Below are 19,829 nucleotides of genomic sequence, written 5' to 3' on the forward strand. Positions count from 1 at the left end.
AAAATTGTTCTTGAAAACAAAATAAACTAACCAATAAATTTTAACCATTAACTATTGACAAAAAACACAGTTGCTGAGTTAATTTGCGAGCGCATTTTCTTCAATGCTAACAAAGAGTTGGACACATCTAAGGCTTGCTTGCGGACTGTGCATAATGGGGTTAGTCACTAGAATGTTACTTCATGCCTTTTCTGTTGTTATGATGGGTTTCGAAAGTTCGATGGAACAACCTCCCTATGCACAGCACTTCCGCAATCTTCGCCAAGATGTGTTACCCAACCCGTTTGTAATGCATTTCAGAAAATGCTCTCTTCAATTGTGTAGTAATTTGAGGGTGTTAATCATGTCAGAAAGTTGAGTCAAAATGTCCAAACTTAAGTCCTGTTTTTTGGGAGATAATACCTTTAAGCTTGTAGCCGAATCTTTTTAGAAACCAAGATTTTCAATTAGCGGCTAAAATGGAGTTTAGCAGCAGAGTCTAAAAATTTTAGTTGCCTTAATTTCAAGATTAAATTTACATAATTTTTTTAAAAAATCAATATATAGTAAATAGTTGGTGGAACTTGCAGGTAATTGGGTGATGGGTGGGTAAGGTGAAGAGCTGTTATTGAGGGGACAGGAAATCTCCTATTTGCCTGTTTTTGATAAACAAAGTAAAAGTTATGTAATTGGTTGGTCTAAAGAGTCTTAAACTCAGGAACTCCTTGCTAAAAACAGATTTTTGGTAACAACCTCAGTTGCTGGAGTACTTTTAACTTAACACCTAACTTGAGCGATTTTTTTGCAGTTCAAACTTAGAGGTTGTCATTGCGAGGGCAGCGAAACTGGCCGTGTCAATCTATCCCACTGGGTGAAAATCGCTGGCTCAAAATCTACTTTATTCCAATATGCTTAATGTAAAACTCAATTAAAAATCGCTCAACTTAGATTAACAAAATGACTGCGGGCATGAAGATAGAAGAGCCTGGGATAAAAAAGAAGGAAGTCAGGCGTATTTTCTGGATGGTCTGGATACTGGCCGCGATGGGCATCTTGGCCGGTGCCGTGATTACCGGTGTCATCGGTTGGGAGTTGAAGAAACTCCGCCACGAGCGTTCCAAACTCCTTGTTCAGAATGCCCATCTTATTAAGATGGCAGAGACATTCGAACACTGGCTCTCAAAGGCAGATGACGATATCCAGGCTATTTTGGATCCCAAATCACCTACTGCGATTACAAGTTACTGGATAAACGAGTTTATAAGTGAGATCGATAAGCACCGAAACTGTCCTTTATCCTTAGAAACACCTGAACTGTTTGCTGAACTGGAAAGTAAGGTGTCTGACCTGGCCCAATTTCGCGGCCAGTGTATCTTCTGGCGAACGCAATATAATGCCGTAATGGATGATGTCCGTCAGGATCGAACACTTAAGCGGGCGCGTGGACTTATCAGTAGCTTCCTACATTCGATCGAAACCGCAGAGGCTGAAAATAATTCAAAAAAGGCTGTTTTGCTGCGCAAGTTTGAGGGTTCTCAAGGAAAAGAAGCCCTTTCGTTGCCCCGTCAGTTTATGTGTGAGGAAGTTATACAGCTTGAGCGTCATTTAGGGGCAGTAAAAAAAGAGTTGAATGAACTGGCCCTACTAATAGAACGTCTGGCCGGTGCCAGGGAGATAGAAGAGTTGGATAGCCTCAAAGATAAAAAAATTAAGCCCTGCTTAGAGCGGTTACGATACTCTATTAATGTTCTCTGGAATTCTACTGGGTTTTCGAGCATGCCAGGTTTTGAGGATATATCCAGACTGGAGAATATCATTTTTGGAGATGGGTACGTGTTCGATGAGGCCAAGCAAACTATAGTTCCGGGTAGCGGTGGGCTATATGCCTTGAAGCGCAGATTGATTCAACTGGAGCCGGAGAGAATGGCTTTAGTTATGGAGGCGTACGAGCGTTTTCAGGCTTTGCACAAGATTTGTGAACAATATAAGCTGGTCATTCGGAATAACGCCGATGCTTCAGCCAAACATATTGATAGACTTTTGGCCTCTACCTGGAACAGTTTTTTGATGATAGGGGTATTTTGTTGTGCAGGTTTTCTTTTTCTTGCTTGGAAGATTTCCACTGCCATCAAACTGGAAGCCGCAGCTAGAATAAAAGCTGAGAGTAGCAGTAAATACACTCAGGCTCTGCTTGATAATCTTCCCTTTGGCGTAGTTGTGATTGGGACTGATCGTAAGATTAGAGAGTTAAATAAGGCTGCCTTGCAAATGCTAGACTTTAAATCCCAAGAGCAGATTATTGGGCAGGATTGTGACCTTTTATGTCCGGTAAAAATGGATCAAGCCTGTCCCGTATTAAATCTGGGGCAAAAGGTAGAATCATTGGAAACAACAATCCGCAATGCTCAGGGAGAGAAGATACCTGTGTTAAAAACAGTGATCCCTATTCGTCTGTGGGGAGAAGCTGTACTTGTTGAGGCTTTTGTGGACATCTCTGCGCAAAAGAAGGCCATCGAAGCAGCAGAAGAGGCGGCGCGTGTGAAATCTGAGTTTCTAGCCAATATGAGTCATGAAATCCGGACACCTTTAAATGGGGTTATAGGCATGCTTGGTCTTCTCTTGGATACAAAACTCACCCCTGAGCAGCGGGATTTTGCCGAAACCGCCAGAAGATCAGGAAATGCCCTGCTTGGTATTATCAACGAAATACTTGATTTTTCAAAGATTGAGGCCGGGAAACTTGAACTGGAAGAGACCCCTTTTAATGTTCACCAGCTTGTGGAAGACGTGACCGAGATGTTTGCGGAAGCTGCTTATGCCAAAAAACTTGAACTGTCCTGCCTCATTTATTCGGATGTGCCGGATGTTTTGCAGGGAGATTCAGGCAGGCTGCGGCAGATATTGACCAACCTGCTAGGCAATGCAGTAAAGTTTACCGAAAGGGGAGAGGTTGTAGTTCGGGCGCGTAAAGCACAAGAGGATGTGGGCAGTGTTTTGATTCATTTTGAGGTTTCAGATACCGGGATTGGAATAAGTCCTGAGGTTCAGACAAAGCTGTTTGATCCATTCGTTCAGGCTGATTCTTCAACAACGCGTAAGTACGGAGGCACAGGGCTTGGCTTGGCTATTTGCAAACAACTGGCCGAGATAATGGGGGGCGAAATTGGAGTTCAAAGCGAGCCCGGCAAGGGCTCTACATTTTGGTTTACAGCCAGGCTAAAAAAGGTGGATGAAAGAGAAGCAGGAACGTTGCGGAGAAAAGACCTTCGTGGCCTTAAATTACTTATCGTTGACGACAATGAGACCAACCGAATTATTTTAGAACACTATGCTAGCAATTGGGGCATGAAGAGTGTTTCGGTCTCCTCTGGCCCGAGCGCCCTTACTGCCCTGGAAGAGGCTCAGGCCAGAAGAGAACCTTTTGATATAGCTATCTTAGACTTTATGATGCCGGAAATGGAGGGTATGGATCTGGGCAAAACTATCAAGGCAAGGCCAGAGCTGGCTGAAGTCCGTTTGATACTCCTCACCTCTTTTGCCAAGCGAGGTCAGGCCAATGAAGCCAGGGAAGCAGGATTTTCTGGTTATTTGACCAAGCCCGTTCGTCAGTCCCAGCTTTATGATTGTCTTGCCATTGTTATGGGCGAGATTCCTAACCAGGAATCAAAAGAACAAGAACAGGATAGTATTCAGAGTTCCCCCAGGGCCAGGTCCAAAGGGCGGATACTCCTTGTGGAAGACAATGTGGTCAATCAGAAGGTGGCAATGCTTATGCTGGAGAAAATGGGTTACCTTGTAGATGTGGCTGCTAATGGCAAAGAGGCAGTGGCTGCCGTTAAAAAGATACCTTATGATTTGATCTTTATGGATTGCCAGATGCCGGAGATGGACGGCTTTGAGGCTACAGCAGAGATCCGCAATCTGGAAGGAGAAGACAGGCATACACCGATTATAGCTATGACCGCCCATGCCATGGCCGGAGATCGGGAACGCTGTCTTGCTGCGGGGATGGATGATTACGTAACCAAACCGGTGAAAAAAGATGAGCTGGCTAAGGTTGTTGAGCGATGGATAGGGAGGCAGGAGGTAGGTTGAAAATGAAGAATGGCCAGAGATATTTGGCTTAGAAAGTTTATGGTTTAAATAGGTAAAAAGCTGGTAAGGGGGCTTAAATTGCCCCCCCCTTCTAATTAATTTAACTAATCTAATTGAGCCAGCAGGGTATTTTTGATATCTTCAATAGTGCCTTCACCATTTAATTCAATATATTTGAACCCGGCTTTTGGAGCTAAATCTTTGTAAAAGTAAGCTGCAGCCAGGGTGCCTGTCTCTGTATCATAATAGATGTCGTGTCTTTTGTTAATGGCTGCCTCATCCTGGTCATCAGAACGAGTTTTTAGTTCGCCGCCACAAACACGGCATTTATCTCCGTCAGGTTTGATGGCATCAATGTAGATGTTGTTGGGATGGTTGGGGTCATTTACACACAAACGCCGACCCATGATTCTGTTTTTGGCTACTTCTCTGGGCAAAAGAATTTCAATAACATAGTCCAGTTTCATTCCAGCCTCTTGCAGGGCTTCCCACAATTTTTTCGCCTGGACAATATTGCGGGGAAATCCGTCCAGCAGCCATCCATCTTGGCCTTTTTCCTTTAGAGTTTCCAGAACCATAGGGATAGTGATTTCATCAGGAACCAGGTCTCCTCGATCAATATACTCTTTGGCCTTTTTTCCTAGCTCTGTGCCCTGGCCAATGTGCTCTCTGAAAATTGCGCCGGATTCAATATGGGCCAGATTGTATTTCTTTTTAACCAAAGAGCCTTGTGTGCCCTTACCACTACCGTTTGGTCCAAAAATCAAAATATTCAATTGCCTGCCCTCCTTATGAAAAATTTCACAAACTATATCCCGGGCTTTGTTTTCTGTCAATGGTTGAGTCAGAATATTCACGGAAGTTTCAAATCTGACTTTGAAGCAAGCAGTGAACAATGGGCGTATCAGGATTAAATGAAAGAGCAATGTTTTTAATATCAATATGTTATGGATAGCCATAATTTTGCCGTGCAGGATATTTGACTTGGCAATGCTCAAAGGTTCGGTTAATAAAGGAAGATATGATGTTTTTGAGTTTTGTTTAATTTGTCTAATTGGTTAGATTGATTATAAAATTTAGGTAGCAGGCAGGTAATTATGAAAACAAAGTTTATTTTTGTCACTGGTGGTGTTTTGTCTTCTTTAGGTAAAGGCTTGGCTGCAGCGTCTCTGGGCGCTTTGCTGAAAGCCAGAGGTCTTAAAGTAACCATCCAGAAATTAGATCCTTATATCAATGTTGACCCCGGGACCATGAATCCGTTTCAGCATGGCGAAGTCTATGTTACTGATGACGGAGCAGAGACTGATTTGGATCTCGGTCATTATGAGCGTTATCTTGATCAGCCTTTTAGTCAGATAAATAATTTTACTTCCGGGAGTATCTATTATTCGGTCATTACTAAAGAAAGGCGCGGTGATTACCTTGGAGGAACAGTTCAGGTAATTCCCCATATTACAGACGAGATCAAGAGTGCCATTTTGAGTGTGGCCCAAAATGATGAGGACGTGGCCATAATTGAGATTGGCGGAACAGTTGGTGATATTGAGGGGCAACCATTTTTAGAAGCCATCAGGCAGCTAAGAAATGAACTTGGAAAAGAGAATGTTTTATATATCCACTTGACCTTGGTGCCTTATATTCGGGCAGCTGGCGAGCTTAAGACTAAACCCACCCAGCACAGTGTCAAGGAACTTAGAAGTATTGGTATCCAGCCGGATATTATTCTTTGCCGGTCTGAAGTGGATTTAACTGACGAGATCAAGGCCAAGATCGCCCTGTTTTGCAATGTTGACCAAGATGCAGTGTTTACGGCCATAGATGTTGAAAATATTTACGAGGTTCCCCTGGCATTATATGAAGAGGGCATTGATCAGAAAGTAGCTATTCTCCTGCGTTTGCCCGCTAAAAATCCCAACCTGCAGAAGTGGAAAGAGTTGGTGTATAAGATCCGTCATCCCAAGGGCAGAGTGTGCATTGGAATAGTCGGCAAATATGTGGACTTGAAAGAGTCATACAAAAGCTTACATGAAGCCTTGGTTCACGCCGGTGTGGCAAATGATCAGGCTGTGGATCTTAAGTATATAAATGCTGAAGAACTTACCTCTGAAAATGTTACCGAAAGACTTAACGATGTAGACGGTATATTGGTGCCCGGAGGTTTTGGCTCAAGAGGGGTAGAAGGAAAAATTTTGGCCATCAAATACGCTCGTGAAAACAAAATTCCTTTTTTCGGCATTTGTCTGGGTATGCAATGCGCAGTTATTGAGTTTGCTCGCAATGTATTAGGTCTTGAAGGGGCCAATTCTGAAGAGTTTGATGCAACTACCCCCTATCCGGTCATCTACTTAATGAAGGAATGGTATGATTTTCGGAATAAAACAGTTCAGAAAAGGCAGGCAGACAGTGAAAAGGGAGGAACCATGCGTCTTGGTGCCTACCCTTGCGTGTTAAAGCCAGGGACCAAGGCCTTCGAAGCCTATCAAGTACCTGAAATCATGGAAAGGCATCGACATCGCTATGAATTTAATAAAGAGTTTGCTCAGGAGTTTGAGCAGGGAGGGATGATTATCAGTGGTCTCTCTCCAGATGAGACCCTGGTGGAGATCGTGGAGATTCCTGACCATCCTTGGTTTGTGGGCTGTCAATTTCATCCGGAATTTAAATCCAATCCCATGCATGCCCATCCTCTATTCCGGGAATTTATCCACGCTGCATTGCTGAAAAGGAGTGCAAAGACTCAATAAACTCAAGGGCAGGCATCGCGCCATCGGTGGGAGCTGCCCTTATAAGACAAACCCAATGAACTCAATAAACTCGAATCTATTTGAAAATAGCCGGCAGTCGCTGTTTTTCATAGCCGGTCCCTGTGTTCTTGAGAGTCTAGACTTGGCTCTTAAGGTTGGTCTGAGGTTGGCTAGGATAGCGCAGAAGTTGGGCGTAACTGTGGTCTTTAAAAGTTCTTTTGATAAGGCGAACCGGACATCCATCAAGAGTTTCAGAGGCCCGGGGCTAGAGACAGGTCTTGACTGGCTTATGAAAATAAAAGGTGAAACAGGTCTGCCCATACTTACAGATATCCATACTCCTAATCAGGCTGAACCGGTGGCAGAAGTAGCGGATGTCATTCAAATACCAGCTTTTTTATGTCGGCAAACCGATCTTCTTGTGGCCGCAGCCCGTACGGGCAGGATTGTTAATGTAAAAAAAGGTCAGTTTGTCGCCCCATGGGATATGGAGCAGGTAGTCGAGAAAATAAAACAGAGTGGTAATGATAAAATCTGGCTTACAGAAAGGGGCTCCAGTTTCGGGTATAATAATCTTGTAGTTGATTTTCGGTCTTTGCCCATAATGCAACAATTTGGCTTCCCGGTAATTTTTGATGCAACCCACTCGGTTCAGCTTCCCGGGGGCAAAGGTAGTTGTTCCGGAGGGCAACGAGAATTTGTCCCTGCTCTGGCCCGGGCTGCTGTTGCTGCCGGGTGCAATGGAGTGTTTATGGAAGTACATCCTGACCCAGACCATGCACTGTGTGATGGTCCAAATTCTTGGTCGTTAGATAATACCTTGTTTTTATTTAAAAAATTGCTCAGCCTTTGGAGGGTCTGTTATGCTGGCTGAAGCTTTGGCCAGAGAGGTAAAACTTCTCGTTCTGGATGTGGACGGCGTATTAACTGATGGCGGACTCTACTATGACATGCACGGTCAGGTGATGAAGCGGTTTAATGTCCAAGATGGCCTGGGTATTAAGTTGGCTCAGGCTGCGGGCCTGGAGATAGCCGTGATATCCGGTCTGGATTCTCCTATTGTAGAGCACAGGGTCAAAGAACTAGGCATCCTTGATTATTATCCTGGCTTTCAGGATAAGTTGCCTAAATTGGAGGAGCTAAAGCTTAAAAAGGGAATTGAGTATAGCCAGATGGCCTTTCTTGGCGATGACTGGGTGGATGCCAGGCCCATGCAAATGGTTGGTTTGCCAATGGCTGTGGATAATGCCAGACCGGAAATCAAGGCCTTGGCCAAATGGATAAGTACTGCCACAGGGGGTTATGGAGCCGTGCGTGAAGCCATTGATTTTTTGCTCACCTGTCAGGGCAAGAAGGATGATTTGTGGAAGAATTGGACTTTATAGATGCTTAAAAAGATAATCCCCTTTTTTTTTATAGGCTTTTTCATGGTGTTTTTTATCTGGCGCTGGCCGTTTAGCTTTACGCCCGATAGACTAAAAAAAATTGATCTGGCAGTTGACCTTTCGCTGCAAGGCATTGCCCTCAAGCAGGGAAGAGATGGGCATATCACTTGGGAATTAATGGCCAAAAAAGGAACTTACAGTGAAGAGACTAAAGAATTTTTTTTAGACGAACCAAAAATAACCTATTACTTTGGCCAGGATAGGAAAAAGTTGAATGTTTTGGCACCGCAGGGCAAGGTTAATCAGCAGAAAGATCAAGCTGAACTCTGGCCACAAGTTACAGCTTTTTATCAGGATTTGAGGGTGAAGGCTGAAAGGGTCGAGTATCGGGGGAGGTCTAGGAAAATATTTTTGCAAGGAAAAGTTGAGTTAGTTAAAAGAGATATGCGCATTAGCGCCGAGAGTGCAGTTATTGATCTGGATAAGGAGACCATTGAAGCTACCGGTGGAGTGAAGACAGTCGTTTTCAGGCAAGAGGCAAAAACAGAGGAGATTATGAGAAGATGAAAAAACAATTTATTTGCCTTGTATATATTTTTCTTTGTCTAAGCTCTGTATTATGGGCGAAGGAAATAAAAAAAGAGACGTCCACTAAAATTACCTCAGATAAAATGATTTATCAGAGTAAGACAAACAAGGTGATCTTTGAAGGCGATGTCTATGTCTGGCGGCCAGATTTTGAACTTTGGTCAGATAAACTTTTTGTGTATTTCAAGGCAAAAAAAGAGTCAGGGGAGAAGGTGAAAGGCCCAAGTCAGGAACTATTTGGGCAGGATTCTGGTGATATTGACAAGATTGTGGCCGAAGGTCGAGTACGTTTTATACGCCAGGGAAAAAAGGGAGAATGTGCCAGAATTACTTATGACCCAAACACAGAAAAGATAAAAATGGAAGGGAATCCAAAACTTATGGAAGGTAAGAACGAAATTAGTGGCCAAATTATCGTTTTGAACCTTCAAGATAACACCTCTGAAGTCATAGGTAGCTCCAAGCAGAGAGTTCAGGCCATATTTTTTACTCCCCCTGAGAAAGATGGGAGCCATTGATGTCTGGTGAACTGAAAGCTCTGGATTTGCATAAGCAGTACGGCATGCGAGAAGTTGTGCGGGGTATTTCTTTGAGCCTGAAGCAAGGAGAGGTGGTAGGACTCTTGGGGCCTAATGGAGCCGGCAAGACCACAACCTTTTATATGTTGGTCGGTATAATCGCCCCGACCAAGGGGCAGGTATTTGTGGACGACAAGGAAGTAACCAATTTGTCTCTGCCAAAAAGAGCAAAACTTGGTCTTAGCTACTTGCCTCAGGAAAGTTCAGTATTTAAAAAATTAACTGTGTTGGAAAATTTGAAACTTATTTTGGAATATACTCAACTAAGCGCTAGGGAGCAGGAACAAAAGGCCCGGCAACTGATGGAAGAGTTGGGTATTCAGAAGCTTGCAAGTCAAAAGGCCTCTTTTTTATCCGGTGGTGAGAGAAGAAGATTGGAGATAGCCCGGGCCCTGATCCAGGATCCTAAGTTTATGCTTCTTGATGAACCATTTGCAGGCATAGATCCCATAGCTGTTGATGACATCCAGAAAATAATTTTGCGTTTGAAAAAAAAGAACATTGGAGTACTTATTTCAGACCACAATGTGCGTGAGACCTTGCGTATTTGTGATCGGGCTTACTTAGTCTATGACGGGCAGGTAATTTTGAATGGAACCCCAGAGGAAATTATTGCTGATTCAAAGGCCCGAAGAGTCTATCTAGGAGAATCTTTTTGCCTGTAGGTTTTAAGTTGACTTTTTGTCATTTACACTAACTATTATCTTGGGTAGATTAACAGAAAGTAAACAATTCGTAGTTTGCGTATGAAATTTTGAATTTGAAAACGAGTATTACACTGCTATTCACTTAAACAAACAAATAATATTATCCATCGGTTACGCACGAGATTATGGCACTTGAGTTAAGACAGCAACTAAAGCTCTCTCAGCAGCTAGTCATGACACCGCAATTGCAGCAAGCAATTAAATTGTTGCAATTGTCCAGGGTGGAGCTTGTCGAGGTAGTTCAGAAGGAGCTATTGGAGAATCCCATGTTGGAAGAGGCAAATCATGAGGTTGCCTTGGAAGATGACAGTGAACTTTTAAAAAAGAACGACCAGCTGTCTGAACTCAATGTGGAAGAAAAGGAGTTGGTTAAAAACGCTGATTGGGAAGACTATCTAGGTCAATTTTCCAGCGCTTCCAAACAGGCTCTGGCTAGGGAAGTAGAGGTTCCAGAAGAAGTCCAGTCTCTTGAAGCAAGATATGCTACCAAGCCATCTCTGGAAGGTCACTTACTCTGGCAATTACACTTGTCTGACTTTACCGAAAAGGAAATGGAAATCGGGGAAGAAATAATTGGTAATCTTGATTCCAGGGGGTATCTGGCGGCTTCTGTTGAAGAAATAGCAGAGACACTAGGTGTGCAGATAAAACAGGTAGAAGAGGTGCTGAGACGTATTCAACAATTTGATCCTGTTGGAGTAGCAGCAAGAAGTCCACAGGAATGCCTGCTGGTGCAGTTGGAAGCGTATGGTGAAACAGATCCAATATTAGTTAGTTTGGTTAAAGATCATCTGGAAGACATTGAAAAGAGAAGGTTCGCTCCTTTACTGAAGAAATTTAAGATCAGTAAAGAGTTGATGAAGGAATACCTGGACTTGTTACAACGTTTGGATCCATATCCTGGATCGAGTTATGGTGGAGAAGATGTAGTTTATATTAGTCCGGATGTATTTGTATATAAGTATGAAGATGATTTTGTAATTGTTTTAAACGACGAAGGTCTGCCTAAACTACAGTTGAGCCCCTACTATACTGGAGATTTAAATTTAAGTCGCGGTAGGAAAAAGAGCAATATAAGCGCTGATGAAGAATATATGCAGGAAAAGATGCGTTCTGCCATGTGGTTGATGAAGAGTTTGCATCAAAGACAAAGTACCTTGTATAAGGTTATGGAGAGCATTGTCCGCTTTCAGCGTGATTTTTTTGAGCACGGAGTGAGTAAATTAAAGCCCCTTATTTTAAGAGATGTGGCTGAAGATATTAATATGCATGAATCTACAGTAAGCAGGATTACTACGAATAAGTATGTAGCTACTCCGCATGGTATTTTTGAACTAAAATTTTTCTTTAATAGTGGATTGTCCACAGATGATGGCAGTCAGGTAGGGTCTGAGAGTATAAAAGCAGCGATTAAGAAGATAATTGAGTCCGAAGATTCTAAAAAGCCTTTGAGCGATGAAGCTATTGCCAAAAAATTAAAAGAGGAGATTGATGTCAATATTGCCCGTCGGACAGTGGCCAAATATAGGGCAGCTTTAAATATCCCTTCTTCTTCGAGGCGGAAGAAAATTTTTTAGTAAGTGATGTAGTGTTTATAATACGTGCTTTATGGAATTTGTAGTTGATAGTCTTTATTGATGTGTCTACGAAAAAAAATTATTTTTATAATTTGATTGGACCCCGCCATAGCGGGATAAAAAACCCAATAAACACCAAAAGGGGGGCTATTTATGAAGATTAAGTTTAATTTCAAAAATTTTGAACCTTCTGAACATTTAAAAAAATATGCCCGGACAAGATTGGAAAAGATATCTAAATATATAATTGATAGTGAAAATGCGGAATTGCAAGTCAATCTGGAAGTGGAAAAGTTCAGGCATATTGCGGAAGTAATTTTGACTGGAAAAAATTTACACATCTCCGCTAATGAAGAAAGCGAAGATATGTATTCAAGTATAGATTTAATAGTAGATAAAGTTGAAGCTCAGGTCAAAAAAATTAGGGACAAAGAAAAGGACAGACATAAAAAGAAAAAAGGAAAGTCTGTCCGTATGGATGTCATTAGTTTCAGCCAGAGTGAATCCGGTCAAAAAGAACCTGTTATTGTTCAGACAGATCAGTACGAGCCAAAACCAATGTCAGTTGAAGAAGCAGCAATGCAACTGGATACTTTAAACTATGATTTTTTAGTTTTTCTTAATGCAGACACAGAAAGAGTAAATGTTATTTATAGACGGAAAAATGGTGATTTTGGCCTAATTGATCCAGGGATTTAAAGAAATGAAGTTAGTTCATTACTTAGATGAGGACTTAATCATTCCAAGCCTTACAGCCAGGACTAAATCTGAGGTCCTGGCTGAACTTATATCTCCATTGGCGGCCAAATTTACTTTTATTGATAAAGCTCATGTACATGAAGTCTTACTTGACCGAGAGAAATTGGGCACCACGGGGATAGGAGACGGGGTTGCTATTCCCCACGGCAAACTGGAAGATCTCGAGGATGTACTTTTGGTTGCCGGTCGAAGTCTTGAAGGGGTTGACTTTGATGCCCTAGACCATAAACCAGTACATATCTTTTTTATGTTACTTGCTCCGGAAAAGAGCGCAGGCAAGCATCTTAAGGTTCTGGCTTTTGTGTCCAGACTTCTTCAGGACGTCACTTTTAAGGAGTCTTTTTTAGGAGCAAAGGACAAGCAGGAGCTATGGAGTTTTTTAAGTTCTGTTTAATCTATTGTAGAGATTAAGGTTCAGAAAATCAAAGCTCAGAAACCAGATTAGCACATTGTCAAAAAATAGAAATTTTCCAATTATAATTATTACCGGTTTATCAGGGGCAGGGAAGAGTACAGTTTTAAAGGTTTTCGAAGACCTCGGATTTTTTAGTATTGACGGTCTGCCTGTCAGCCTGGTTCGATCATTAATCGACCTCTTTGTTAAAGAAAATCCCAAGGATTACCGAGGGCTGGCATTAGGCATGGATTTGCGTCAGCAGGATTTTATCCAGCAGTGGGCAACGGTCAGGGATAGCTTGCAAAAAGATTGTCCTGCCTGGCAGTCGCATATGCTAATTTTTTTAGAAGCATCTATTCCGGTTCTCGTTCGTCGCTATGCCACTACCAGACGGCCACATCCGCTGGCGGGGCAAAATCTAGGCTTGGAAGATGCTTTGAAAAAAGAAAAGAGCATTTTAGAGCCATTGCGCCAGGATGCTGACCTTGTTATTGATACTTCCAGTTACTCCATTCACGATTTAAGGCGCGCTATCCAGGAAAAGTGGGAATGTCTGGAGCAGTCATGTTCAGGAATGAGAGTCCATCTGATCTCATTTGGATTCAAATATGGGGTACCTTTGGAAGCAGACATGGTATTTGATCTCCGCTTTTTACCCAATCCTTATTTTCAACCAGAACTGCGTCCATTGTCCGGGAAGGAGCAGGTCGTGGCAGAGTTTGTTTTGCGACGGGATCCGGCTCCTTTCTTTATGGATCAGTTCAAGTCGTTTTTGGGCTTTGTTGTTCCCTTATATGCCCAGGAAGGTCGATACAGGCTAACTTTGGCCATGGGTTGTACCGGGGGCAGACATCGTTCTGTGGCTGTCACAGAAGAAATATATAAGTTTTTAGAAGACAAGGGCTTTATGGTGTCGATTGAACATCGGCATCTGGAGCTGGGTTAAAGGCAGACAAGGCGTCAAGATATGTAGGTTGTGATAGCGCAGTCTCGGAAAAAGAAGTCGGGAGAACAAGAAGAAAGGGAAGATAAGATGGGTTGAAAGTAAAAGTGATGTAATGAGAAGGCTTATCCTCCTATTTCCTATTTTTTGCTGCTGGCTGTTGGATAAAAAGCTCAAGGCTGGAAGAAATTTTGAAATATCAGCTACGAGCTAAATAAGGGAAAGCAATGATTGGAATCGTTTTAGTAACGCATGGCGATTTTGGTGTTGGGTTGATTGAAGCAGCCCAAATGATTTTAGGAGACGTGAAAGCCTGCAAAAGTATTGGCATTGACGTCTCCAAACCTATGGATGTTATCCTTGAAGAGTTAAAAGACACTGTCCAGGCTTTGGATGCTGGTAAGGGAGTATTGATTTTAACTGATATGTTTGGTGGCACTCCGACCAATCTAAGCCTTTCTCTTTTGGGGGTAAAAAAGTTAGAAGTCATTACAGGGGTCAATTTGCCTATGCTCTTAAAGGCTTTGAGTAGCAGGGAGCTTCCCTTGGAGAAATTGGCTGCAGAGGTTAAATCAGCTGGTAGACAGGGGATTGTTGTTGCCGGAGAAGTATTGAAAAGGCCTGTGAGTAACCAAAAAGGTTGAGAGGAGATAGACTAAGAGAGAAAAAATTTTTATTGGCAGCTTGTGGTTCTCACGGACACAACTTTTCATCTCTTGGCCTTTTTATTTTTTTGTTGTTTTACCTTTTAACTTTTTTATTTTACGAAAATGCTTTGGGTGCGTATAGATAATCGTCTGGTACATGGTCAGGTTATTGAAACTTGGCTTCCATATACTAAGGCCAGGGTTATGATAGTGGTAAATGATGATTTGGCAGCTGATCCTTTGCGACAAGAAATAGTGAAATTGGCTATCCCACAGGAAGTGGAAATTATTTTTTCGTCTATTGAGGATTCTTTAGCTTACGTGAAAAATAGGTTTGAGAGCCAGGAAGGATCGGTTTTTATTTTATTTGCTACCTGTGAAGACGCACGCATGGCCTATGAAAAAGGCCTAGATTTTGACTCCTTAAATGTTGGAAATCTCCACTATGGACCAGGTAAGAAACAGGTCTGTGCGCATATTGCCTTGAGCCAGGAAGATATCTCTTGCTTGAAGTTTTTTACCAAAAAGGGAGTTAAACTTGATTTTCGCTGCGTACCGCATAAACCTGTGCAGGTGAGTGAATGGTAGAACTATCGTTATTATCCACTCATAACATTGTTTTTCTGGGGAGTTTTTTTTTGCCTTATTTTCCTTGTTCAGGTTTGCTCTGAATTTTGGTTTTGTTGATCGGCCTCTGGTTGCTGCGCTTTTTTGGTCTTACATTACTGGTGAGTGGTCTGTAAGTCTTAATCTGGCTATATTTTTTGAGCTGTTCTGGCTTGATTTATTTCCAGCCGGAACCTTTATCCCTCCACAGTCCTTATTTTCTACTTTTGCAAGTATAACCTTGATTCATATTCTGAATCTGAATTTAATAGAAGAGATTTTTTTTGCCATGATTTTGACCATACCTTTGGCCTTGTTTGGCTCTTGGCTAGAAGGACGACAAAGGGAGTGGCAGAATAAAAGTTATAACCAGTTACTAAAGCGTTGCAGACGTGGGTACCAGAACGAGAATAAATTTTGTCCGGGAAAATTAATTTCAGGGTCTATCCTTCAGATTTTGACCATAAATATTGTCTTTGCCTATCTTTCTATCCATTTTCTTATTTTTATTTATGAAAAGATTGCACCCATTTTGCCTAGAAATTCTTTTTTGGCCTGGCCTTATTTATGGATTTTTGCCAGTATTGGGGGGATTCTTAGTCTTCGCATTCGCAGAGCTTACGCGGTGTTTTTTACCGGGGTTCTTACGGCTGGAGCTTATTTGATATTTAAGAGCTTGTAGCCGAACCTTTTTATCAGCTTAATTTCCATGGTTTATTCCAGTCTTGGTTTCTTGCATGCTGGTACAGAGACTTGGATACATCTAAAACTTGCTTGCGGACAGAGCATAATGGGATATTTTGGGCAAACAGATTTTTTTATTGTCGATAGTTATGGTTAACATCGCAAAGTGTTTAGCCCATTCATCCCGATGCTCTGTTTTTCCGCAAGCTTCCCTAAGATGGGTTACCCAAGCCGTTTGTAATGAATTTCAGAAACCATGACTTTCAACCAGCGTTTAAAATTGAGGGGTTAGCCACATACATTTAAAGAATTTGGCTAAACACCAGAGAGATGGTTCGCGTTTTCAAGTTCGAGATAATGTAGACTGAGACAGACGATAGCGGCTGTTTCCCAGCGTAGGATAGATGTACCCAGGGAAAAGGTCTTAAATCCATTTTGGGTCAATTCTTTTACTTCAGCTGCACTTAATCCCCCTTCAGGGCCTATAACTACCAGATTTTTCTCTTCTTTGCATATATCCTGGCCGGTTATAATGTTTTCAGGCGGACATTTTTCCCATAAAACGATTTTTTGTTTAAAATTTTGAGCGTAATGGATTAATTCCGAAAGGCCGGATAGGTTCAAAACTTCAGGCAGCCAGGGGTTTTGGCATTGTTTGGCTGCGGCAATAAGCCTGTTTCTCCAGTTTTCCTTTGGTGTCTGTCCGGGCCGGCCCTGGCTGAACTCTCCTGGCCAAAAGATTATTTTCCAGGCCTTGAGCTCCACAGCCTTTTCCAAAATCCATGCTCTGCGGGATGACTTGGTCCAGCCTATAGCCAGGTAGAGTTTTTTGTTGGGCTTATCTTGGGTCCATATTTTAACTGGCTGTAAATACGCCTTTCTTTTTTTAACCTGTTCAAGTTTGAATAAGCCGAGCCGGCCCTGACCGTCCAGTACTTTAATTGTTGTCCCCGGTTTTGCGCGCAAGACTTTGATTAGATGGACAGCTTCCTGTCCATCTAGAAGATATGGAGGCTTCCAGTAGTGGGGGGCAAGAAAGAACGTGTGCATTAATGTCTTGCGGAGGGGCTCAAAGTTTTGAGTCCCTACAATTTAATTCTGGCTGTTCCCTGTTTGTAAAAAGGAAGCTCTGCCTTCTCTGCTTTTAGTTCTGTCCTAGAACCCTTGATTATATATTCATTTTTATCAGCAAACTCTTTATCCACATAGGCCAGGGCGATGCAAAAACCTAAAGAGGGCGCAAAGGAACCGCTAGTTACCTGACCGACCTTTTCCCCCGCATAAAAGACCTGATCCCCATGCCTTGCACTCCTGCGGCCGGGGATTTTTAGAGGGATAAGTTTCTCTCTGACATCATTCACCTTGTCTCGACCAATATAGTTGGCCTCAGATTTGAGCATAAAACCGTATCCGGCTTCTACTGGTGTATGATGTTGATCCAGATCCTGACCATACAGAGGCAGGCCGGCTTCCAGGCGCAATGTGTCTCTTGCTCCTAAACCAGCCGGCTCAACTAACTTGTTTTCTAAAAGCATAGTCCAGAGGCTTTCAGCCTTGTTCCAGGGTAGATAAAATTCGTAGCCTAGTTCACCGGTGTAACCGGTCCGGCTGATTATAAGATCATATCCGTTAAAATTAATCTGTCGGAAATTAAAGTAACCAAGGGTGCGCCATTGCCCCGGGATAGTTTCTTCCAGAACTTCAATGGACTTAGGCCCCTGAAGGTCAATTTTTGCCAGCTCAAGAGAAACATTGGTTATGGTTACGTTTTGGGGTAAATGGGTCTTTATCCACTCAAAGTCAGAATCAATACAGGCTCCGTTGACCACGAGCATAAACTTGTGCTCTTCCAAGCGATAGACAATGAGATCATCCAAAACTCCGCCACTTTCATTGAGCATAAAGCCGTAACGACACTTACCCGGAGTCAATGTTTTTAAATTATGAGTCAAAATATTGCTTAAGGCTTGTTCTGCCTGGTCGCCGCTGATTATAAATTCCCCCATATGGGAAATGTCAAATATGGATGCAGCTGCTCGGGTGTGTTTATGTTCGGCCATTATCCCGGAGTATTGGACTGGCATTTCCCAGCCTGCAAAGGGTACCATTTTGGCTTTATTATCTTTGTGCCATTGATTTAAAGGGGTAGTTAATAAATCGTTCATTTGTTCCTCCAGAGATTAAAGTCTAAGAATACTGACAAATAGATAGAGTAAAAGGGTTAGGCATGTCCCTTCTTAGCTTTATGTTTGTTTGGTTTTGCGGATGGATTTTAATTCATCAACCAGCGTAACCAATCGTCCATATAATTTTTTTATTTTTTGACCATACTTAGACAATTCTTCGTCTTTTTTCTTAACATATCTCTTTAACAAGTATGAATCATTCAATATGTTCTCAGCTATAAATATAGTTCTAAAGATTAGTTCGTCAAAGTAATTAACAACTTCAAATTTTAATTCATTGAGAATGTTATTTACCATCTCTAGCATTTGGAGATAATTTATACGTTGATTATTATATCTCCTTTTTTTAAGATCCTCGAGTATTTTTACTTTTCTGGCTTGCTGGATATAACTATATTTTTCCCAGACCTCTTGATAAAGTGAATGATGTTCATTAAATTTATCAAAAAGATCAGAGTTTAAGAGATAGTTGTCCAAAACCTTCACCACATTAGCGTAAAACTCATCAGAATATCCAATAATTCGTCGTTGATGTTTATTTAGCCATGCGTATAAAAATTTGAGTCTTTTTTCATGTGTTTCTGTATTCTCTACAATTTCTCGCTTGTATTTAATCCTGCCAATAAATTCACCTTTAACTATATCATTGAGCTTCAGAGTCATTGAGTAAGTATCTTTGATTATATTAACTGAAGTGCAGATTTCTGTCGTATATGGGTTGATTAGTTCTTGGCGAAGAACAGAGAGTGCCCTGTCTTCACGAACATTATTGGGGTCATATTTGTGTTGACGGTAAATAACTCTAATCAAGACAACTTGATTTTCCGGATCAACAAAATAACCTTTCTCTTTAAGAAAGGTCAGAGTATCTTTTTTGGTCGTCTCAACTTTAACCAAGGCAATCTTTTCTACTCGGGGATAAAATTTATTTTTAGGGTCGGCATACAGGGTGGTGATAGTTCTATCGGATTGCCCTAGGACTCGAATGAGAAAAGTTTCTCCTAATTTAAATAATCTTCGTGCAAATAGGGCAGCGGACGTTCTTCTCTCCGAGACTATAGGGAACCCATATAACTCCATCAAAAATTGATAAACAAAATTTCTGTTTAGCTCGTATGTTACGTTGTCATTCGCTTTGAATTTTTTAATTCTTAATCCAAATCTTTTTAGTTCCGTATCTAAATCGGAGGGGAAAGAAGCATAGATGCCAGCAAGATAAAAGTCGTTATTGGCATCCAGAGCCATGACATGGCCTCGGTCCATTTGCAAAATATATTTAAAAAGTAGTCCATAATTTTTTAAATCGGCTATATCTTTTTGGGAAAAATCAGATTTAAATTGTTCGTGTAAATTTTTGGGTAATTTATTTAGAAAAGAGTTTAGGTTGTTGTAATGGATTGTTTCTGGTAAAGGGCAAGCGTCTTTATGATCAATAATATTTTTTTCATAAGGTGTATGTATGATATCGAATTGAAAGATTTCGTTAAAGTAATCTATTGCTCTGGAAAAGGCTACGAGGCTAAAACCAGGTAGATATTCGAATTCATATAAGTCAGTTTCAAATGAGGGTAAGAGATCTCTGGGGTCAACCAAAGGATAGTCTTTAGTTTCTATATATGGTTTTAAGAGACAGGATTTAATATGGACGATATCAAGATATTTTTTTAAAGCTAAAATATTATCAACTTTAAATCTGGGAAGAGGAGTTGCGGGATCTGACCAGTGAATATCATTCACATTGAGAAAAAAATCTTCCCATTTTGGGTTCATTTATTGCCCTTTAATTTGTCAGTTTATTGAAAAATGGTAAAAATATATTTTTAAAAAAAGAAATACACAAATCCCTAATAAATAAACAATTAAAACTAACACTATTCTTAAAAAATATCAACAGTTGTGAATAGAGAGAAGGTGTTGACACGCGAGGGCTCTATTCTTTAGAAAGAAATAGAAT

Annotated in this window: 18 protein-coding genes; 14 read left to right on the forward strand and 4 right to left on the reverse strand. The window is 41.4% G+C overall.

Going from position 1 to position 19,829, the window contains the following annotated elements:
* Nucleotides 1-948: 948 nt before the first annotated feature.
* Complete coding sequence (locus KFV02_RS05535; protein WP_252380543.1) at nt 949-4,074, forward strand: response regulator; 3,126 nt, start codon at nt 949-951, stop codon at nt 4,072-4,074.
* A 104-nt stretch (nt 4,075-4,178) separates the two neighbouring features.
* Here the strand turns inward: KFV02_RS05535 and KFV02_RS05540 are convergent, their stop codons facing one another.
* On the reverse strand, nt 4,179-4,850 hold the full coding sequence (locus KFV02_RS05540; RefSeq protein ID WP_252380544.1) for an adenylate kinase: 672 nt from the start codon (nt 4,848-4,850) through the stop codon (nt 4,179-4,181).
* 321 nt (nt 4,851-5,171) lie between these two features.
* Here KFV02_RS05540 and pyrG point away from each other — a divergent pair, with 321 nt between their 5' ends.
* The 13 genes from pyrG to KFV02_RS05605 all read left to right on the forward strand — a co-directional run bounded on the left by pyrG (nt 5,172) and on the right by KFV02_RS05605 (nt 15,687).
* Nucleotides 5,172-6,818 (forward strand): CTP synthase, encoded by a 1,647-nt coding sequence (gene pyrG / locus KFV02_RS05545; RefSeq protein WP_252380545.1) that lies wholly within the window; start codon nt 5,172-5,174, stop codon nt 6,816-6,818.
* A 55-nt stretch (nt 6,819-6,873) separates the two neighbouring features.
* The gene (kdsA, locus tag KFV02_RS05550) at nt 6,874-7,692 is read left to right on the forward strand and encodes a 3-deoxy-8-phosphooctulonate synthase (protein ID WP_252380546.1); all 819 of its coding nucleotides are present in this window, start codon (nt 6,874-6,876) and stop codon (nt 7,690-7,692) included.
* The gene (locus KFV02_RS05555; protein WP_252380547.1) at nt 7,682-8,203 is read left to right on the forward strand and encodes a KdsC family phosphatase; all 522 of its coding nucleotides are present in this window, start codon (nt 7,682-7,684) and stop codon (nt 8,201-8,203) included. The genes kdsA and KFV02_RS05555 overlap by 11 nt, the downstream gene beginning before the upstream one ends.
* Nucleotides 8,204-8,770, forward strand: a complete 567-nt coding sequence (gene lptC / locus KFV02_RS05560; protein WP_252380548.1) for an LPS export ABC transporter periplasmic protein LptC — start codon at nt 8,204-8,206, stop codon at nt 8,768-8,770.
* A complete protein-coding gene (locus KFV02_RS05565) occupies nt 8,767-9,309 on the forward strand; it encodes an LptA/OstA family protein (protein ID WP_252380549.1) in 543 nt (180 codons plus the stop codon). The genes lptC and KFV02_RS05565 overlap by 4 nt, the downstream gene beginning before the upstream one ends.
* Nucleotides 9,309-10,034 carry an LPS export ABC transporter ATP-binding protein gene (lptB, locus tag KFV02_RS05570; protein WP_252380550.1) on the forward strand — a complete coding sequence of 242 codons (726 nt, stop codon included), beginning with the start codon at nt 9,309-9,311 and terminating at the stop codon, nt 10,032-10,034. The genes KFV02_RS05565 and lptB overlap by 1 nt, the downstream gene beginning before the upstream one ends.
* Before the next feature lie 167 nt (nt 10,035-10,201).
* Complete coding sequence (gene rpoN / locus KFV02_RS05575; protein WP_252380551.1) at nt 10,202-11,653, forward strand: RNA polymerase factor sigma-54; 1,452 nt, start codon at nt 10,202-10,204, stop codon at nt 11,651-11,653.
* Nucleotides 11,654-11,806: 153 nt separating this feature from the next.
* Nucleotides 11,807-12,352 (forward strand): ribosome hibernation-promoting factor, HPF/YfiA family, encoded by a 546-nt coding sequence (gene hpf / locus KFV02_RS05580; protein WP_252380552.1) that lies wholly within the window; start codon nt 11,807-11,809, stop codon nt 12,350-12,352.
* 4 nt (nt 12,353-12,356) lie between these two features.
* Nucleotides 12,357-12,806 carry a PTS sugar transporter subunit IIA gene (locus KFV02_RS05585; RefSeq protein WP_252380553.1) on the forward strand — a complete coding sequence of 150 codons (450 nt, stop codon included), beginning with the start codon at nt 12,357-12,359 and terminating at the stop codon, nt 12,804-12,806.
* Nucleotides 12,807-12,861: 55 nt separating this feature from the next.
* Complete coding sequence (gene rapZ / locus KFV02_RS05590; RefSeq protein ID WP_252380554.1) at nt 12,862-13,755, forward strand: RNase adapter RapZ; 894 nt, start codon at nt 12,862-12,864, stop codon at nt 13,753-13,755.
* 224 nt (nt 13,756-13,979) lie between these two features.
* Nucleotides 13,980-14,396, forward strand: a complete 417-nt coding sequence (locus KFV02_RS05595; RefSeq protein WP_252380555.1) for a PTS sugar transporter subunit IIA — start codon at nt 13,980-13,982, stop codon at nt 14,394-14,396.
* A 126-nt stretch (nt 14,397-14,522) separates the two neighbouring features.
* Nucleotides 14,523-14,987 carry a PTS sugar transporter subunit IIB gene (locus KFV02_RS05600; RefSeq protein WP_252380556.1) on the forward strand — a complete coding sequence of 155 codons (465 nt, stop codon included), beginning with the start codon at nt 14,523-14,525 and terminating at the stop codon, nt 14,985-14,987.
* Between the two features lie 64 nt (nt 14,988-15,051).
* A complete protein-coding gene (locus KFV02_RS05605; RefSeq protein WP_252380557.1) occupies nt 15,052-15,687 on the forward strand; it encodes a hypothetical protein in 636 nt (211 codons plus the stop codon).
* Between the two features lie 317 nt (nt 15,688-16,004).
* Here KFV02_RS05605 and KFV02_RS05610 read toward each other — a convergent pair whose 3' ends face one another.
* The 3 genes from KFV02_RS05610 to KFV02_RS05620 form a co-directional block, all read right to left on the reverse strand.
* Nucleotides 16,005-16,739, reverse strand: coding sequence for a 16S rRNA (uracil(1498)-N(3))-methyltransferase (locus tag KFV02_RS05610; protein WP_252380558.1), 735 nt, complete (start codon nt 16,737-16,739; stop codon nt 16,005-16,007).
* A gap of 35 nt (nt 16,740-16,774) precedes the next feature.
* Nucleotides 16,775-17,854 carry a glycine cleavage system aminomethyltransferase GcvT gene (gcvT, locus tag KFV02_RS05615; protein ID WP_252380559.1) on the reverse strand — a complete coding sequence of 360 codons (1,080 nt, stop codon included), beginning with the start codon at nt 17,852-17,854 and terminating at the stop codon, nt 16,775-16,777.
* 78 nt (nt 17,855-17,932) lie between these two features.
* Entirely contained in the window at nt 17,933-19,645 is a 1,713-nt protein-coding gene (locus KFV02_RS05620) for a hypothetical protein (protein ID WP_252380560.1), read from the reverse strand.
* Nucleotides 19,646-19,829 lie beyond the last annotated feature (184 nt).

It is taken from the genome of Desulfovulcanus ferrireducens, assembly GCF_018704065.1.
In the GTDB taxonomy this organism is placed as follows: Bacteria; Desulfobacterota; Desulfovibrionia; order Desulfovibrionales; family Desulfonatronovibrionaceae; genus Desulfovulcanus; species Desulfovulcanus ferrireducens.

Bases quoted from the DNA above. Each gene is read 5' to 3' on its own strand.
- KFV02_RS05535 (WP_252380543.1), top strand. From the start codon at position 949: ATGAAGATAGAAGAGCCTGGGATAAAAAAGAAGGAAGTCAGGCGTATT.
- pyrG (WP_252380545.1), top strand. From the start codon at position 5,172: ATGAAAACAAAGTTTATTTTTGTCACTGGTGGTGTTTTGTCTTCTTTA.
- kdsA (WP_252380546.1), top strand. From the start codon at position 6,874: ATGAACTCAATAAACTCGAATCTATTTGAAAATAGCCGGCAGTCGCTG.
- KFV02_RS05555 (WP_252380547.1), top strand. From the start codon at position 7,682: ATGCTGGCTGAAGCTTTGGCCAGAGAGGTAAAACTTCTCGTTCTGGAT.
- lptC (WP_252380548.1), top strand. From the start codon at position 8,204: ATGCTTAAAAAGATAATCCCCTTTTTTTTTATAGGCTTTTTCATGGTG.
- KFV02_RS05565 (WP_252380549.1), top strand. From the start codon at position 8,767: ATGAAAAAACAATTTATTTGCCTTGTATATATTTTTCTTTGTCTAAGC.
- lptB (WP_252380550.1), top strand. From the start codon at position 9,309: ATGTCTGGTGAACTGAAAGCTCTGGATTTGCATAAGCAGTACGGCATG.
- rpoN (WP_252380551.1), top strand. From the start codon at position 10,202: ATGGCACTTGAGTTAAGACAGCAACTAAAGCTCTCTCAGCAGCTAGTC.
- hpf (WP_252380552.1), top strand. From the start codon at position 11,807: ATGAAGATTAAGTTTAATTTCAAAAATTTTGAACCTTCTGAACATTTA.
- KFV02_RS05585 (WP_252380553.1), top strand. From the start codon at position 12,357: ATGAAGTTAGTTCATTACTTAGATGAGGACTTAATCATTCCAAGCCTT.
- KFV02_RS05595 (WP_252380555.1), top strand. From the start codon at position 13,980: ATGATTGGAATCGTTTTAGTAACGCATGGCGATTTTGGTGTTGGGTTG.
- KFV02_RS05600 (WP_252380556.1), top strand. From the start codon at position 14,523: ATGCTTTGGGTGCGTATAGATAATCGTCTGGTACATGGTCAGGTTATT.
- KFV02_RS05610 (WP_252380558.1), bottom strand. From the start codon at position 16,739: ATGCACACGTTCTTTCTTGCCCCCCACTACTGGAAGCCTCCATATCTT.
- gcvT (WP_252380559.1), bottom strand. From the start codon at position 17,854: ATGAACGATTTATTAACTACCCCTTTAAATCAATGGCACAAAGATAAT.
- KFV02_RS05620 (WP_252380560.1), bottom strand. From the start codon at position 19,645: ATGAACCCAAAATGGGAAGATTTTTTTCTCAATGTGAATGATATTCAC.